Genomic DNA, 15,880 nt, shown 5'->3' with positions numbered 1-15,880 from the left:
CCTGCAATGCACCACATGACCCTGGCCGAGATCGCCCGCGGACTCGCCGACAAGAAATTCTCCTCCGAAGAACTGACCCGCACCCTGCTGGCGCGCATCGCCCAGCTCGACCCGCAGATCAACAGCTTCATCAGCCTCACCGAAGACCTCGCGCTGGCCCAGGCCAAGGCCGCCGATGCCCGTCGCGCAAGCGGCGAGAGCGGCGCCCTGCTGGGCGCGCCGATCGCCCACAAGGACCTGTTCTGCACCCTGGGCATCCGCACCAGCTGTGGCTCGAAGATGCTCGACAATTTCAAGGCACCCTACGACGCTACCGTGGTCTCCAAGCTGGCCGCCGCCGGCACCGTGACCCTGGGCAAGACCAACATGGACGAATTCGCCATGGGCTCGGCCAACGAGTCGAGCTGGTATGGCGCGGTGAAGAACCCGTGGAACCTGGAACACGTACCGGGCGGCTCGTCCGGTGGTTCCGCCGCCGCCGTGGCCGCGCGCCTGCTGCCGGCCGCCACCGCCACCGACACCGGCGGCTCGATCCGCCAGCCGGCTGCGTTCACCAACCTCACCGGCCTGAAGCCGACCTATGGCCGCGTGTCCCGCTGGGGCATGATCGCCTACGCGTCCAGCCTCGACCAGGGCGGCCCGCTGGCACGCACCGCCGAAGACTGCGCGCTCCTGCTGCAAGGCATGGCCGGCTTCGACCCGAACGACTCCACCAGCATCGATGAACCCGTGCCCGACTACAGCGCCAGCCTCAACGGCTCGCTGCAGGGCCTGCGCATCGGCGTGCCGAAGGAATACTTCAGCGCCGGCCTCGACCCGCGCATCGCCGACCTGATCCACGCCAGCATCAAGGAGCTGGAAAAGCTCGGCGCGGTGATCAAGCAAATCAGCCTGCCGAACATGCAGCACGCGATCCCGGCGTACTACGTGATCGCCCCGGCGGAAGCCTCCTCCAACCTGTCGCGTTTCGACGGCGTGCGCTTCGGCTACCGCTGCGAGAACCCCAGGGACCTGGAAGACCTGTACACCCGCTCCCGTGGCGAAGGCTTCGGCAGCGAAGTGCAGCGCCGGATCATGGTCGGTGCCTACGCGCTGTCCGCCGGCTACTACGACGCCTACTACCTCAAGGCGCAAAAGATCCGGCGCCTGGTGAAGAACGACTTCATGAACGCCTTCGAGGAAGTCGACGTCATCCTCGGCCCGACCACGCCGAACCCGGCCTGGAAACTCGGCGCCAAGAACAGCGACCCGGTCGCTGCGTACCTGGAAGACGTCTACACCATCACCGCCAACCTCGCCGGTCTGCCGGGCCTGTCCATGCCGGCAGGTTTCGTCGATGGCCTGCCGGTGGGCGTGCAACTGCTAGCCCCGTATTTCCAGGAAGGCCGCTTGCTCAACGTTGCGCACCAGTACCAGTTGAACACCGACTGGCACACCCGCACCCCAACCGGCTTCTGAGGAGACACACATGCAATGGGAAGTCGTGATCGGGCTGGAGATCCATACCCAGCTCACCACTCAATCGAAGATTTTCTCCGGTAGCTCCACCGCCTTCGGTGCCGAGCCCAACACCCAGGCCAGCCTGGTGGACCTGGGCATGCCCGGGGTGCTGCCGGTGCTGAACCAGGAAGCGGTGCGCATGGCGGTGATGTTCGGCCTGGCGGTGAACGCCGAGATCGGCCAGCACAACGTGTTCGCCCGCAAGAACTACTTCTACCCGGACCTGCCCAAGGGCTACCAGATCAGCCAGATGGACCTGCCGATCGTCGGCAAGGGCCACCTGGACATCCCCCTGGAAGACGGCACCGTCAAGCGCATCGGCATCACCCGGGCGCACCTGGAGGAAGATGCCGGCAAGAGCCTGCACGAAGAGTTCAACGGCGCCTCCGGCATCGACCTGAACCGGGCCGGCACGCCGCTGCTGGAAATCGTTTCCGAGCCTGACCTGCGCAGCGCCAAGGAAGCCGTGGCCTACGTCAAGTCGATCCATGCCCTGGTGCGCTACCTGGGGATCTGCGACGGCAACATGGCCGAAGGCTCCCTGCGCTGCGACTGCAACGTCTCGATCCGGCCCAAGGGCCAGGCCGAGTTCGGCACCCGCTGCGAGATCAAGAACGTCAACTCGTTCCGCTTCATCGAGAAGGCGATCAACTCCGAGGTCCAGCGCCAGATCGACCTGATCGAGGACGGCGGCAAGGTGATCCAGCAGACTCGCCTGTACGACCCGAACAAGGACGAGACCCGTCCGATGCGCAGCAAGGAAGAAGCCAACGACTATCGTTACTTCCCCGATCCGGACCTGCTGCCCGTGGTCATCGAGGACGCCTTCCTCGCCCAGGTGCGCGCCACCCTGCCGGAGCTGCCACCGCAGAAACGCGAGCGCTTCCAGGAGCAGTTCGGCCTGTCGGTCTACGATGCCAGCGTGCTGGCCTCCAGCCGCGAGCAGGCGGACTACTTCGAGAAGGTCGCCAACATCGCCGGCGACGCCAAGCTGGCGGCCAACTGGGTCATGGTCGAGCTGGGCAGCCTGCTGAACAAGCAGGGCCTGGAGATCGACCAAGCCCCGGTATCGGCCGAGCAACTGGGCGGCATGCTCCTGCGCATCAAGGACAACACCATCTCCGGCAAGATCGCCAAGACCGTGTTCGAAGCCATGGCCAACGGCGAAGGCAACGCCGACGAGATCATCGACAAGCGTGGCCTCAAGCAGGTCACCGACACCGGCGCGATCTCGGCGGTACTGGACGAAATGCTCGCGGCCAACGCCGAGCAGGTCGAACAATATCGCGCCGCGGACGAAGCCAAGCGCGGCAAGATGTTCGGCTTCTTCGTCGGCCAGGCGATGAAGGCCTCCAAGGGCAAGGCCAACCCGCAACAGGTCAACGAGTTGCTGAAAAGCAAGCTCGAAGGCTGACCGGGACATGAAGCCGTGGCTTGCCAGTCGAAACGCGGTCCGCGTACCGCCATTCTCGCTGGCAAGCCCTCCTTCCCCATCGATGCCCGCCCACCCTTTTCCCATGCGCCTGCAGGCCTTGCTCGGCGCCTGTGCCCTGCTGGCATTGCTCGGCGGCTGCGCCAGTAGCCAACTGGTCGATCCCCGGGGTTATGACGAGACCGGAACCGCCTCCTACTATGGCGCCCGGCATCACGGCAAGCGCACCGCCAGCGGCGAAGCCTTCGACCAGAACGGCCTCACCGCCGCCCATCGCCAGCTGCCCTTCGGCACCCGGGTGCAAGTCACCAACCTGGCCAACGACAAGCGCGTCGTGGTCCGCATCACCGATCGGGGCCCGCACACCCGCGGCCGCCTGATCGACCTATCCCGCAGTGCCGCCCAGCAGTTGGACATGCTGCGCAGCGGAACCGCGACAGTACGTGTCCAAGCCCTCAGCGACTGATACCCGGAGTTCACCATTACCGCCTTCGCCGAACTGCCCCTGCTCAGCCTGATCCAGCTCATCAGCGGCCTGCTGATGCTGGTCGCCGGTGCCGAGCTGCTGGTCCGCGCGGCCGTGCGCCTGGTAGTCCGCCTGCATGTGCGGCCGCTGATCATCGGCCTGACCATCGTCGCCTTCGGCAGCAGCGCCCCGCAACTGGCCATCAGCCTGCAAGCGACCTTGGGCGGCAGCACCGATATCGCCGTGGGTAGCGTGATCGGCAGCAGCATCTTCAACATCCTGGTGACCCTGGGCCTCTCGGCGCTGATCATTCCGCTGCGGGTTTCCCGGCAACTGGTGCGCCTGGACATCCCCTTGATGATCGGCGCCAGCCTGCTGGTGTTCGCCCTGGCCTCCAACGAGCACCTGGGCCCACTCGACGGTGCGCTCCTGCTGGCGGCGCTGGTGCTGTACCTGGCCCTGTTGTCGCGCCAGTCGCGCCACGCCAAGCGCCTGCCCCCTCCAGCGCCACCCGCGCGCAAGCACCCGGCGCCCTGGTTCAGCAGCCTGCTGCTGATCCTCCTGGGCCTGGGCCTGCTGGTATTCGCCGGGCACTTGCTGCTGGGCGCCGCGATCACCGTGGCCGACGACCTGGGCCTGTCGGAGCGGGTCATGGGCCTGACGGTGATCGCCGTCAGCGCCTCGCTGCCCCAGCTGGCCACCTCGCTGCTGGCCGCCCTGCGTGGCCAGCGCGATATCGCCGTGGGCAACGTGATCGGCAGCAATCTGTTCAACCTGCTGGGGGTCCTGGGGTTCACCGCCCTGGTGGCGCCCACGCCGCTGTCGGTCTCGCCCAATGCCCTGGATTTCGACCTGCCGGTGCTGCTCGGCGTCGCGGCCCTGTGCCTGCCGGTGTTCTATTCCGGCTACCGCGTAACCCGCGCCGAAGGCTTGCTGCTGCTCGGCCTGTACCTGGCCTACGGGCTGCACCTGATGTCCTTCACGACCGGCATGCCCCTGGCGGGCAAGCTGGAGCGCCTGATGCTGTTTTTCATCCTGCCCGCGCTGGTGGCGTTCCTGCTGTTCAGTTCGCTACGGGCCTGGCGCCGTCAACACAAGAGGGAAACGCCATGAGCGAAAACCATAAAAGCGGTCTGCAAATGCGTCGCCAGGTGATGGGCGATGCCTTCGTCGACCGCGCCCTGGGCAACGCCACCGAGTTCAGCCAGCCCTTGCAGGATTTCGTCAACGAACACGCCTGGGGCGGGGTCTGGAACCGCGAAGGCCTGCCGCTCAAGACCCGCAGCCTGATCACCCTCGCGGCCCTGACCGCCCTCAAGTGCCCGCAGGAACTCAAGGGCCATGTACGCGGCGCGCTGAACAACGGCTGCACTGTCGAAGAGATTCGCGAAGCGCTGCTGCACTGCGCGGTGTATGCCGGAGTGCCGGCGGCCATCGATGCCTTTCGCGCCGCCCAGGAAGTGATAGACGCCTACCAGCAGGACCAGTGATCTCTCGTCGCCGGTCGCCCCTGCGCGCCGGCGAACCTCCCTAGATCCAGCCGCCCCACTGCAGCAGGAAGATCCCGATATTGGTGGTCACTGCCGCCATCACCGTGGTGATGACGATGATCGCCGCCGCCAGTTCATGATTGCCGTTGGCCGCCCGGGCCATGACGAAGCTTGCCGCCGCGGTGGGGCTGCCGAAGTACAGGAACAGGATTCCCAGTTCGGCGCCACGAAAGCCGCACAGCCAGGCCCCGAGAGTCGCCAGCGCCGGCAGGCTGATCATCTTCATCAGGCTGGAACTGATGGCCATCCGCCCACTGTTGCGCAAGGCCGCCATGGACAGGGTGCCGCCGATGCAGATCAGCGCCAGCGGCAGGGTCATCTGCGCCAGGTACTGCCCCGAAGTCTCGAGCCAGCCAGGCAGGCCGATCTGCCAATAGGCGAACGGCCCAGCCACCAGCACGCTGACGATCAGCGGGTTGCTGATCACGTTCTTGAAGATGCTCCAGGGGTCGGACTTGATCACCGGGCTGTAGACCGCCAGGACGATGGTCGACAGGGTGTTGTAGAAAAGGATCACCAGCGCCGCCAGCACCGCTCCCAGGGAAATGCCATAGCTGCCATACATGCTGGCCGCCAGGGCCAGGCCGATGATCGCGTTGTTACCGCGAAACGCTCCCTGGGTATAGATGCCGCGATCCTCCCGCGGACAACGCCAGATCGCCCAGAGCCAAGCCAGGGCGAAGCACGCCAGGGTGGCCAGGGAAAAATACACCAGCACCCCGGGCTTGAGCGACGAACGCAGGTCGGCGTGGACGATCCCCAGGAACAGCAACGCCGGCATGGTGACGTTGAACACCAGGGCCGAGGCGGTATGGATGAAGTTGTCGTTGATCCAGCCCACCCGCTTGAGCAACAGGCCCAGCAACAGCATGGCAAAGACGGGCGCGGTGATCGTCAGCGTTTCGAAAAAGATGGCCAGCATGGGCGGGTGGACCTTGAGCCTGTCGTCAGGCGGCCAATGATAATCCAATCGTCCCGCGACCGCCCGAGGCTCGAGCCGCCAGCCCTTGGGCCAGAGGCCTGGCCTCCACTCCAGGCGGGGCGAAAAAACGTCGTGCCCCGGATGATTGCCATCTTGACGGGAAATGATTTTCGTTTATTCTCGAATTTAACTGTACATATATACAGTTAAATTCAAATAACCCATGACATATCAAGGAGCTAGAAATGTCAGGAGTCTCTGCACAGAAGCAGCAACCGCAACACGCCGGCAAGATCATCGCCGACCTGGACCGCCTGTTCACCGAACAAGGCATCGCCCTCAACGGCGATGGCGACAACCTGGTACTGGTCGCCGACGGCCACCACACCATCAAGTACCACCGCCCGGAACACCTGCCGCGTGCACCACAGCCCGTAGCGCCGGGCAAGCCATCGCTGCGTTTCGAAGGCGGCGAGCACACCGCCATCGGCGACAGCACCCTGCTGCGTTTCGCCAAGGACGCCCCCGCCATCCCTGCCTGGCAGGTCGAGCTGCACCTGCCCAACGGCCTGGCCCTGACCTACGGTCAGGTCGTCGCCCTGGGCGGTGACTTCTACGGTATTCCCGACCAACCGATCTGCGATGGCGCGACCCCGGCCGAACGAGTGCAACGCTTCATCGCCGCGTTCAATTCCCTGGCCGTGCTCCCCGCTGCCAAGGACGAGGCCCGGCAGATCCTGGCCGTGATGCAGAAGGAAATCGTCGCCGCCAACCAGGCCATCCGTGACGGCAAGCAACCCCACGAGGCCTATGACGCCCTTGGCGACAGCCTGTCCGAGGAATGGAACAAGATCACCGGCGGCGGCAGCGCCGTTTCCGCCCTGTTCCCCCTCGGCCGCTACCTGAAGCTGGCCGCCAACAACGCCGACCATTTCGGCGAATGGGCCCTGGCGGCCTACACCGCCGGCCATACCGCCGCCCTGCAGCAAGCGGTGCAGGCAGGCAAGGCCGCGGATGACAAGCAACTGGAACTGGCCTATGCGATGAGCGCCTTCGCCGACCACTTCCTGACCGACCTGTTCTCCGCCGGCCACGTACGGGTGCCGCGCAAGCAGGTGGCGGCGGTGGTCACTCCCAGCGACCTGGGTTCGCTGATCACCCGTTTCATGCATGACGAGGACAGCAAGTTCGGCCTCAATGTCAGCAACGCCCAGGGCGACCGCTGGCACTCTTACGGCGACAAACGCTATTTCGACAGTGTCGACCACCGCAATCGCCAGCTGGTGAAACTGGCGGTCCAGCGCTCGGCCGACGAGATCTTCGCCAGCTACCTCAGCGGCAGCCTGCCGGCCCCGGCCAGCTATGCGGCGCTGAAAGTGGTGCCGGACCTGAACGCCGCCAAGAGCGGCAACTTCTCGCCACTGTTCGTCACCAAGGGCGACCAGGTGCTGCGTCGCAGCGACGTCAACAACCTCAACGACAGCAAGACCATCGACAACTGGTGGGGCTGGAGCACCTACCTGCTGCTCAAGAACTACAGCCCCAACAAACCGGCGGGCTACCTGGAAACCCCCGGTGCGGTGCCTTCGATCGTCGCCGATGGCTGGCAGAGCCACACCCCCAGCGAGCCGAACTGGCTGCCGGGCCACGCGGTGCGCTACGCCGTCAGCGAAACCAATGGCTTGAACGAGTCGTACATCGGCCCCTGGTCGGCCTATGTCGAGCTCGGCGACAGCTTCCAGCCGACCCTGGCGATCCCGGCCGGCACCAGCAACAGCGGCGCCAGCGGGCGCAATGTGTTCCGCCAGTTCCGTGGCGGATCACCGGAGCTGATCGGCTCCATCGACAAGAACGCCACCCGCTTCATCGACCGCAACGCCTGACAAGGACATCACCATGGCTATCAATCTGAACCTGCAACTGGCCTCTGGCCAATCCCTCAAGGGCGCTCCGCTGGAGCTGCTGCTCAACGGCGCGCCCATCGCCCGGGCCAGCGTCGACGAACGCGGCAACGTGGCCTTCAACGCCAAGCCGGGCAGCGGCCAGCTGGCGGTGCGGGTCGACCGCACGATCCTCAAGAACGGCTGACGCCCGCGAAAAAAGGCCCGCACGGCAGCAGCTGCCGGGCGGGCCTTCGTACATCCGGGCGGTGATCAGGCGCTCAGGGTCTGCTCCACCAATTGGCCCTGGTCGATGCGAACATGCCGCGGATGGAAACGCTTGAGGCTGCTGCGGTGGCCGACACTGACGATGCTCAATCCCGGCAGTTGGTCGATCAACGCCTGGTACAACGCCGCCTCGTCTTCTTCATCCATGGCCGAGGTGGCCTCGTCCATGTACAGCCACTGCGGCGCATACAGCAGCGCCCGGGCAAAGGCCAGGCGCTGCTGTTCACCCGGAGAAAGCATGCGCTGCCAGTGATTGCGTTCATCCAGGCGCGGTACCAGATGCGCCAAGCGGCAAGTGTCCAGCACTTGCTCGTAGCGTTCCTGGGCATAGCTGTCGCCCGCTTGTGGGTAACTCAGGGCCTCACGCAGGCTGCCAATGGGTAGGTAGGGTTTTTGCGGCAGGAACAGCGCACGCTGGTCCGGCAAGCGGATATGGCCGTGGCCCGCCGGCCACAAGCGCCCCATGGCCCGCAGCAGGGTGCTCTTGCCACTGCCGGAACGACCGCTGAGCATCAGCCGCTCGCCCGGATTCACGGTCATCTGCGCACCGGCCAGCAGGTGCCGGCCATCGGCCAGGTCCAAGCCCAAGTCATGCACTTGCAGCTGCTCGCCCTCGGTTTGCACGTCGATGGCCGGGGGGCGTTCCTCGTTGTCGCTCATGGCCTGGCGGAAACTCAGCAGACGGTCGCAGGTGGCGCGCCAGGCGGCGAGGTCGGAATAGGCCGTGATGAACCAGCTGAAGTTCTCCTGGACGTTGCCGAAGGCCGAGTTGATCTGCATCAGCTCACCCAGCTCGATCTTGCCGGCGAAGTAACGCGGAGCGGCGACGATGAACGGGAAGATGATCGCGATCTGGCCATAACCGGCCGTGAAGAAGGTCAGGCGCTTGGACACTTTCATGATGTCCCAGAAGTTGTGCCAGACCTTGCCGAAACGACTGCTCAGGCGCTGGTTCTCGTTCTTCTCGCCGTCATACAGGGCAATACTCTCGGCGTTTTCCCGGACCCGCACCATGGAGAAACGCAGGTCGGCCTCGAAACGTTGCTGCTGGTTGTTCAGGCCGATCAACCGGCGCCCGATCAGGTGGGTCAGCCAGCTGCCGACCAGGGCATACACCAGGGCGCACCAGAACATGTAGCCGGGAATGGTATAGCCCAGCACCTCGATGCTGCCGGACACGCCCCAGAGGATGATGGAAAAGGACACCAGGCTGACCAGGTTGCGGATCAGCCCCAGGCCCAGCGCCAGGGTGTTGGTGGTGAAGCTGTTGAGGTCCTCGGAAATCCGCTGGTCAGGGTTGTCGGTGTAACCGCCCTGCTCCAGCTGGTAGTAGTTCTTGTTGTCCAGCCAGCGGGCGAAATGCTTCTCGGTGAGCCAGGCCCGCCAGCGGATAGTCAGCATCTGGGTCAGGTACAGGCGGTACACCGCGCCCAGGATCGCCACCGCGGCAATACCGCAGAAATACAGGATCAGGTGCCAGAATGCCGCTTCGTCCTTCTTCTGCAAGGCGTTGTAGAAGTCCTTGTACCAGCTGTTGATCCATACCGAGATGGCCACGCTGAACAGCGACAGGCCGATCACCGCGATCAACAGCAGCCAGGCCTTGCCCTTTTCCTCGCTGCGCCAGTAGGGCACGGTCATGGCCCACACCCGACGGAAGAATTGCCCGCGCACGGCATCGTTGACCGCGGAGTATTCAGCGTTCTGATTCATCATTGGAGCTCGATTGAGAGGGGGAAAGCGTCGAGCCGATCATAGTCGATCGGCTCGCTTTTTCACCTGCCCCGGGGGACATGGGCACCCGGCGCGGATCAGCGGCGGACGGGGCGCTTCTGCAGCTTGCGCTGCAAGGTACGGCGATGCATGCCCAGGGCCCGGGCAGTGGCGGAGATGTTGCCTTCGTGCTCGGTCAGCACCCGCTGGATATGCTCCCATTGCAGGCGGTCCACCGACATCGGGTTTTCCGGTACCAGGGTGTCGAGGTCGGCATGCTCGGACAGCAGCGCGGCCAGTACATCGTCGGCGTCCGCCGGCTTGCACAGGTAGTTGCAGGCACCGCGCTTGATCGCCTCCACCGCGGTGGCGATGCTCGAGTAGCCGGTGAGGATCAGCACGCGCATCTCCGGGTCCAGCTCCAGCAGCTTGGGCAGCAGCACCAGCCCGGAATCGCCGTCCATCTTCAGGTCCAGCGCGGCGTAGTCCGGCAGGTCCTGCTGGGCCAGCGCCAACCCCTCCTCGGCGGAACCCGCGGTGCTGACGCGAAAGCCCCGGCGACTCATGGCCCGCGCCATCACGCGGGTAAAGGTAGCGTCATCATCCACCAGCAACAGGTGCGGCAGTTCCTCGCCTTCGACTTGGTTCTCTTCACTCATGGTCGTCTCCTCGGGCGGCACGGGGCAGGCGCAGCTCGGTGAGCGTACCGCCTTCCTCATGGCTGTAGAGTTTTACTGAGCCACCAGCGCGGGTCACGCTGGCCTTGCTCAAGAACAGGCCCAGGCCGAAACCTTTGCCCTTGGTGGTAAAAAACGGTTTGCCAATCTGCTCGGCGATGGCCAAGGGTACTCCGGCGCCGTGGTCGCGGATACTGATGGTCAGGTCCTCCGCATTCCAGTCCAGGCGCACCTCCAGGCCTTCTGGGCAGGCGTCGGCGGCATTGTTGAGCAAATTGAGCAGGGCCTGGGTCAGGTCCGGTGGCGGCGCCAGGCGTGGCGCCGGGCCCTGGCCCAGCAGGTGGAAACGATAGCTGGCTTCCGGACGCATCAGGTGCCAGCGGTTCAGGGCTTCGTCAAGCCACTGGGTGACATCTTGCATCTCTACCGCCATCCGCCGATTGGCTTCGGCGGCGCGCACCAATTGCTGCAAGGTTTCCTTGCACAGCTTGACCTGGTCCTGAAGCACGGACAGGTCATCCTGCAGCAACGGATCGGGATGGTCCTGGCGCATTTCCTTGAGCAGCACGCTCATGGTCGCCAGCGGCGTGCCCAGCTCATGGGCGGCCCCGGCGGCCTGGGTAGCCACGGCCAGCAGCTGCTGGTCGCGCAGCCCTTCCTCGCGGCGGATCGCCCGCAGTTCTTCCTGGCGCCGCAGCTCCTCGGCCATCCGTGTGGCAAAGAAGGTAATCACCGCCGCAGCCAGGGCAAAGCTCAGCCACATGCCGTAGACCTGCAGGTTCTCGCGGGCGATGGGCAGGGTCTGCAAGGGATAGAACCACGCCAGCAGCAGGGTATAGAGCGCCAGGGCGATTCCGGAAAGCACCACCGAATAGCGCCAGGGCAGGGTCACCGCGGCGATGGTCAGGGGCACCAGGTAATAGGAGACGAAGGGGTTGGTGGAACCGCCGGAGAAATACAGCAGCACGCTGTGGATAAATAGGTCGCAGGCCAGTTGCAGGGCATATTCCAGCTCCGTCACCGGCCATGAAGTGCGCAAGCGGATAGCGGTGAAGGCGCACAGCACCATGGAGAACACCAGGGTGATGCCCAGTTGCAACCAGGGCAGCGGCAGCAGGTCCAGCCAGTAGGCAAGCCCCACCGAACCGGCCTGAGCGGCCAGAACCAGGGTGCGGATGAAGGTCAGGCGCCAGAGGTTCTGGCGGGTTGCGGACAGCAATTTTACGGGGGCGAGCATGAGCTCTCCTGATGAGCGCTCCAGGGCAATCGGCGGGAGTATAACCAAGCAGCCCCCGGCACAGGCAAAACTGCGGCAAAGCGCCACAGGAAAAGCAGCGGCAAGCTTTGAGCTACAAGCACAAGTCCCGGAATAAGGGACGCCAAGATGTATCAAAGTTGTAATGGGTGCAACTGGGAATAAAAGCTAGAGTCTTATCGCTCACGCAGGCGCGAACCTTTGGCTTGCAGACCGCACTCAAGGAGATCCCATGCAGCACTTCACCCGCAGCGTCGCCCTTCTGGCCCTTGGCGCCGGCACCCTCACCAGCCTGCCTGCCCTGGCCGCCGATGAATTGCACTACAACCAGGTTTCCCTGCGTGCCGAAGCCAGCCAGGAAGTGGCCCGGGACTTGATGATCGTGACCCTCTACAACGAGGCGCAAAACTCCGATCCGGCCAAGCTGGCGGCAGACGTCAGCACCACCATGAACAAGGCCCTGGAGCAGGCGCGGCAGGTCAAGGGCATCACCCTGAGCCAGGGCAGCCGCAACAGCTATCCGATCTACGACAGCAAGGGCCAGAAGATCACCGGCTGGCGCGAGCGCGCGGAACTGCGCCTGGAAAGCGCCGACTTCGCCGCCCTGTCCAAGCTGACCGGCGAGTTGCTGGCCAACCTGAAGATGGACGGCATGGACTTCGCCATCGCTCCCGCAACCCGCAAGGCCAGCGAGGATGCCCTGCTCAAGGACGCGGTCCAGGCATTCAAGGCCCGGGCCCAGCTGGCGACCGAGGCACTGGGTGGCAAGGGCTACAAGATCGTCAGCCTGAACCTCAACGCCGATGGCTATCCACAGCCCTACCTGCGCGCCCCGATGATGAAGGCCGCCAGCGCGGACTTCGCCTCCGCCCCCGTCACCCCGGAAGTCGAGGCGGGTACCAGCAAGGTCAACATGACCGCCGACGGCGCCATCGAAGTGCTGATGCAATAAGCCCTATACCCTCCACGCAAAACGGCGACCCCGTGCAAACGAGGCCGCCGTTTTGTGTTTCTGCCTGTCGTCAGGCGAATTAGGAAAACTCCCCCTGTTGTGTATGAATCCAACCGGCGAGGTGATGTTACAGTGACGTCCCCGTCATGAATCTGTCATACGTTATTGACGTCCACCGGATACACACCGGGTAAACTGCAGCTTTCCAATAAGAGTCTCTTCAATGACCGCAGATCGCATCGGCGAACGCCTGCGCCGCTATCGCCGCGCCGCCAAGAAAACCCTGCGCCAGATTGCCAGCGAGTCCGGTCTGACTGCCAGCTTTCTCTCCCAGGCAGAACGCAATCTCACCGGGGTGTCCATCTCATCCCTGGTCAACATCGCCAAGTCCCTGAACGTCCCGCTGAACGCCCTGTTCGACCAGCCCATCCAGGCCCAGCCCGATTCCCACGACGGTGAGCGGGTGCGCTATACCATCGAGGGCCAGCCGCTGGCCTATGAGCGCCTGTCCAGTTCCTTTCCCGGGAACATGATCAACGCGGTCAAGATGAACATATCAGTGGGATATCAATCAGAACTCATCTCCCATGATGGGTCGGAGTTTTCCTACGTTCTCTCTGGACAGATCGTGTACACCATCGAAGGCCGGCAATACCCCCTCGGCCCCGGCGACTCGGTGCACTTCGACGCGACCAAGGCCCACTTCCTGGCCAATGTCGGCGATGGACCGGCAGAGGTCCTGACCGTCACCACCATGGGCCTGTTCGACGACCATCCTGCCTCCTGAAATCCATCCCCGCCAAGCCTGCCGAACCTCAAGGACGAGGCTTTGCGCAGGAGAAAAGTTAGCCATGCTTAATTTTCGTTGACCGCAATTTCAGCATGACTTAATTTCGGCATCGGCGAGTGGCCATGCAAGCACATGACAGGCACTCGTCAGCGCCGCATAGGGTCCATGGGTTCATCCATTTCCCATGGCAAGGCGAGTTGCCACGGCCCACAAGGCCACCCTCAGGTAAGCCCTAGAAAAAGAAAAAATGAGGTTTGCATGTGTAAGTTCCAACCATTCCAGGTTTGGCAGGCCGCCGGTCTGAGCCTCGGCTCCCCGCTGCCCCACGCCGTTGGCAACCATTTCCCCTCTTCTTCCCTTCCGGCCGCCAAGGCGTTGCAGCTCCCCTGCGGGGCCGCCCGTGCGCCGGAAAATCCGCTACGCAAGCCGCTCGCCGTCCGCCCGGGGCGCGCACCATTACGGGGCACGACCGTCCATGCATGCCCACCCAAAAGGCGGAAAATGCACCATAAAGAACCGGCGCAAACGATCAAATGCGTCAAGATTTATACAAATGCGTCATTACTGTACGTTCGTTCCACTCTTTGATACCCGTGTCGGCCCCGCATCTTGCATTGGGTATGGGGCCTGCATAAGTATCGGCGGGTCGACTCACAAGGTCGCCCTCAACACCAACAACGACAACAAATCCTGAGGCCACCATGTTCAAACAAGCAGTCATTCCGTTTTTAGTCAGCGCCGGTCTGCTGGCCAGCGCCCCCATCGCCCAGGCGGCGACTAATCTGGTGTTCTGCTCCGAGGGCAGCCCTGCCGGTTTCGACCCGGGCCAGTACACCACCGGAACCGACTTCGACGCCTCGGCCGAGACCCTGTTCAACCGTCTCAGCCAGTTCGAACGTGGCGGCACCGCGGTGATCCCGGGCCTGGCCACCAGCTGGGACATCTCCGAAGACGGCCTGACCTACACCTTCCACCTGCGCGAAGGCGTCAAGTTCCATACCACGCCGTACTTCACCCCGACCCGCAACTTCAATGCCGACGACGTGGTGTTTACCTTCACCCGGATGATCGACAAGGACATGCCGTTCCGTAAGGCATACCCCACCGAGTTCCCGTATTTCACCGACATGGGGATGGACACCAACATCACCAAGATCGAGAAGCTCGACGACAAGACCGTGCGTTTCTCGCTGAAGACCGTCGACGCCGCGTTCATCCAGAACCTGGCCATGAGCTTCGCCTCCGTCCAGTCCGCCGAATACGCCGACAAGCTGCTCAAGGAAGGCAAGACCAGCGACATCAACCAGAAGCCGATCGGCACCGGCCCGTTCGTGTTCAAGAGCTACCAGAAAGACTCGAACATCCGCTACACCGGCAACAAGGACTACTGGAAACCCGAAGACGTGAAGATCGACAACCTGATCTTCGCCATCACCACCGACCCATCGGTGCGTATCCAGAAGCTGAAGAAGAACGAATGCCAGGTCACCCTCTTCCCGCGTCCGGCCGACCTCAAGGCCATCAAGGAGGACAAGGACCTGAAGATGCCTGAACAGGCCGGCTTCAACCTGGGTTATGTCGCCTACAACGTGATGCCGGTCCTCAAGGGCCGCACCGACGCCAACCCGCTGGCCGACCTCAAGGTACGCCAGGCCCTGGACATGGCGGTGAACAAGCCGCAGATCATCGAGTCGGTGTACCAGGGCGCCGGCCAGCTGGCGGTCAATGCCATGCCACCGACCCAATGGTCCTACGACACCACCATCAAGGACGCCAAGTACGATCCCGAAAAAGCCCGCCAACTGCTCAAGGAAGCCGGCGTCAAGGAAGGCACCCAGATCACCCTGTGGGCCATGCCGGTACAGCGTCCCTACAACCCCAACGCCAAGCTGATGGCGGAAATGCTGCAGTCCGACTGGGCGAAGATCGGCCTGAAGGTGAACATCGTCAGCTATGAGTGGGGCGAGTACATCAAGCGTTCCAAGGGTGGCGAGAACCAGGCGATGATCATCGGCTGGAGCGGCGACAACGGTGACCCCGACAACTGGCTGGGCACCCTGTTCGGCTGCGACGCCATGAACGGCAACAACTTCTCGAAATGGTGTGACAAGCCTTACGACGCTTTGATCAAGCAAGCCAAGGCCACCTCGGATGTCGCTAAACGCACCGAGCTGTACAAGCAGGCGCAGCACATCCTCAAAGATGCAGTCCCGATGACACCTATCGCGCACTCGACGGTGTTCCAACCCATGCGCGCCAACGTGCAGGACTTCAAGATCAGCCCGTTCGGCTTGAACGCCTTCTACGGCGTGAGCATCAGCAAGTAGCTTGCGACGACGGTGGCGTCCTGACGCCACCGTCGCCCTGCCCCCGACTGAGTCCCCCGGCCTCGACGCAACTGCGCCACCTCGCAGCCGCACGATCCCGGGGCCGTACCCGAAAAGACAGCCGGATA

At 63.7% G+C, this 15,880-nt stretch carries 14 protein-coding genes; 10 read left to right on the top strand and 4 right to left on the bottom strand.

Annotated features, from left to right (window positions below; all coding sequences use genetic code 11):
• Positions 1-6 precede the first annotated feature (6 nt).
• The 5 genes from gatA (at position 7) to H7A76_RS14425 (ending at position 4,888) form a co-directional block, all read left to right on the top strand.
• Positions 7-1,458, top strand: coding sequence for an Asp-tRNA(Asn)/Glu-tRNA(Gln) amidotransferase subunit GatA (gene gatA, locus H7A76_RS14445; protein WP_185699115.1), 1,452 nt, complete (start codon positions 7-9; stop codon positions 1,456-1,458).
• Positions 1,459-1,468: 10 nt separating this feature from the next.
• Entirely contained in the window at positions 1,469-2,914 is a 1,446-nt protein-coding gene (gatB, locus tag H7A76_RS14440; RefSeq protein WP_185699114.1) for an Asp-tRNA(Asn)/Glu-tRNA(Gln) amidotransferase subunit GatB, read from the top strand.
• Between the two features lie 109 nt (positions 2,915-3,023).
• Positions 3,024-3,398: a septal ring lytic transglycosylase RlpA family protein gene (locus H7A76_RS14435; RefSeq protein WP_185699241.1), complete on the top strand. Its 375-nt coding sequence runs from the start codon at positions 3,024-3,026 to the stop codon at positions 3,396-3,398.
• A 48-nt stretch (positions 3,399-3,446) separates the two neighbouring features.
• Complete coding sequence (locus tag H7A76_RS14430) at positions 3,447-4,511, top strand: calcium/sodium antiporter (protein ID WP_185699240.1); 1,065 nt, start codon at positions 3,447-3,449, stop codon at positions 4,509-4,511.
• Positions 4,508-4,888: a carboxymuconolactone decarboxylase family protein gene (locus H7A76_RS14425; RefSeq protein ID WP_185699113.1), complete on the top strand. Its 381-nt coding sequence runs from the start codon at positions 4,508-4,510 to the stop codon at positions 4,886-4,888. The genes H7A76_RS14430 and H7A76_RS14425 overlap by 4 nt, the downstream gene beginning before the upstream one ends.
• Before the next feature lie 40 nt (positions 4,889-4,928).
• Here H7A76_RS14425 and H7A76_RS14420 read toward each other — a convergent pair whose 3' ends face one another.
• A complete protein-coding gene (locus H7A76_RS14420; protein WP_185699112.1) occupies positions 4,929-5,870 on the bottom strand; it encodes an AEC family transporter in 942 nt (313 codons plus the stop codon).
• Between the two features lie 245 nt (positions 5,871-6,115).
• Here H7A76_RS14420 and H7A76_RS14415 point away from each other — a divergent pair, with 245 nt between their 5' ends.
• A complete protein-coding gene (locus tag H7A76_RS14415; protein ID WP_185699111.1) occupies positions 6,116-7,753 on the top strand; it encodes a phospholipase in 1,638 nt (545 codons plus the stop codon).
• A gap of 13 nt (positions 7,754-7,766) precedes the next feature.
• Complete coding sequence (locus H7A76_RS14410; RefSeq protein WP_022642299.1) at positions 7,767-7,958, top strand: hypothetical protein; 192 nt, start codon at positions 7,767-7,769, stop codon at positions 7,956-7,958.
• 65 nt (positions 7,959-8,023) lie between these two features.
• Here H7A76_RS14410 and H7A76_RS14405 read toward each other — a convergent pair whose 3' ends face one another.
• The 3 genes from H7A76_RS14405 to H7A76_RS14395 all read right to left on the bottom strand — a co-directional run bounded on the left by H7A76_RS14405 (position 8,024) and on the right by H7A76_RS14395 (position 11,665).
• Positions 8,024-9,751 carry an ABC transporter ATP-binding protein/permease gene (locus H7A76_RS14405; RefSeq protein WP_185699110.1) on the bottom strand — a complete coding sequence of 576 codons (1,728 nt, stop codon included), beginning with the start codon at positions 9,749-9,751 and terminating at the stop codon, positions 8,024-8,026.
• 98 nt (positions 9,752-9,849) lie between these two features.
• The gene (locus H7A76_RS14400) at positions 9,850-10,410 is read right to left on the bottom strand and encodes a response regulator transcription factor (protein ID WP_053138573.1); all 561 of its coding nucleotides are present in this window, start codon (positions 10,408-10,410) and stop codon (positions 9,850-9,852) included.
• Positions 10,403-11,665, bottom strand: coding sequence for an ATP-binding protein (locus H7A76_RS14395; protein WP_185699109.1), 1,263 nt, complete (start codon positions 11,663-11,665; stop codon positions 10,403-10,405). The genes H7A76_RS14400 and H7A76_RS14395 overlap by 8 nt, the downstream gene beginning before the upstream one ends.
• A gap of 250 nt (positions 11,666-11,915) precedes the next feature.
• Here H7A76_RS14395 and H7A76_RS14390 point away from each other — a divergent pair, with 250 nt between their 5' ends.
• From H7A76_RS14390 to H7A76_RS14380, 3 genes are all read left to right on the top strand, one after another.
• On the top strand, positions 11,916-12,635 hold the full coding sequence (locus tag H7A76_RS14390; RefSeq protein WP_185699108.1) for an SIMPL domain-containing protein: 720 nt from the start codon (positions 11,916-11,918) through the stop codon (positions 12,633-12,635).
• Between the two features lie 223 nt (positions 12,636-12,858).
• A complete protein-coding gene (locus tag H7A76_RS14385) occupies positions 12,859-13,422 on the top strand; it encodes a helix-turn-helix domain-containing protein (protein WP_185699107.1) in 564 nt (187 codons plus the stop codon).
• 704 nt (positions 13,423-14,126) lie between these two features.
• Positions 14,127-15,752 (top strand): ABC transporter substrate-binding protein, encoded by a 1,626-nt coding sequence (locus tag H7A76_RS14380; RefSeq protein ID WP_185699106.1) that lies wholly within the window; start codon positions 14,127-14,129, stop codon positions 15,750-15,752.
• Positions 15,753-15,880: the final 128 nt, after the last annotated feature.

Origin of the sequence: Pseudomonas sp. MSSRFD41, from assembly GCF_014230245.1 — a bacterium.
Classification (GTDB): domain Bacteria; phylum Pseudomonadota; class Gammaproteobacteria; order Pseudomonadales; family Pseudomonadaceae; genus Aquipseudomonas; species Aquipseudomonas piscis.
The sequence above is the reverse complement of the archived record's forward strand: the minus strand, read 5'-3'. Positions and strand labels throughout refer to the sequence as shown.

Bases quoted from the DNA above. Each gene is read 5' to 3' on its own strand.
- gatA (WP_185699115.1), top strand. From the start codon at position 7: ATGCACCACATGACCCTGGCCGAGATCGCCCGCGGACTCGCCGACAAG.
- gatB (WP_185699114.1), top strand. From the start codon at position 1,469: ATGCAATGGGAAGTCGTGATCGGGCTGGAGATCCATACCCAGCTCACC.
- H7A76_RS14425 (WP_185699113.1), top strand. From the start codon at position 4,508: ATGAGCGAAAACCATAAAAGCGGTCTGCAAATGCGTCGCCAGGTGATG.
- H7A76_RS14420 (WP_185699112.1), bottom strand. From the start codon at position 5,870: ATGCTGGCCATCTTTTTCGAAACGCTGACGATCACCGCGCCCGTCTTT.
- H7A76_RS14415 (WP_185699111.1), top strand. From the start codon at position 6,116: ATGTCAGGAGTCTCTGCACAGAAGCAGCAACCGCAACACGCCGGCAAG.
- H7A76_RS14410 (WP_022642299.1), top strand. From the start codon at position 7,767: ATGGCTATCAATCTGAACCTGCAACTGGCCTCTGGCCAATCCCTCAAG.
- H7A76_RS14405 (WP_185699110.1), bottom strand. From the start codon at position 9,751: ATGAATCAGAACGCTGAATACTCCGCGGTCAACGATGCCGTGCGCGGG.
- H7A76_RS14400 (WP_053138573.1), bottom strand. From the start codon at position 10,410: ATGAGTGAAGAGAACCAAGTCGAAGGCGAGGAACTGCCGCACCTGTTG.
- H7A76_RS14395 (WP_185699109.1), bottom strand. From the start codon at position 11,665: ATGCTCGCCCCCGTAAAATTGCTGTCCGCAACCCGCCAGAACCTCTGG.
- H7A76_RS14390 (WP_185699108.1), top strand. From the start codon at position 11,916: ATGCAGCACTTCACCCGCAGCGTCGCCCTTCTGGCCCTTGGCGCCGGC.
- H7A76_RS14385 (WP_185699107.1), top strand. From the start codon at position 12,859: ATGACCGCAGATCGCATCGGCGAACGCCTGCGCCGCTATCGCCGCGCC.
- H7A76_RS14380 (WP_185699106.1), top strand. From the start codon at position 14,127: ATGTTCAAACAAGCAGTCATTCCGTTTTTAGTCAGCGCCGGTCTGCTG.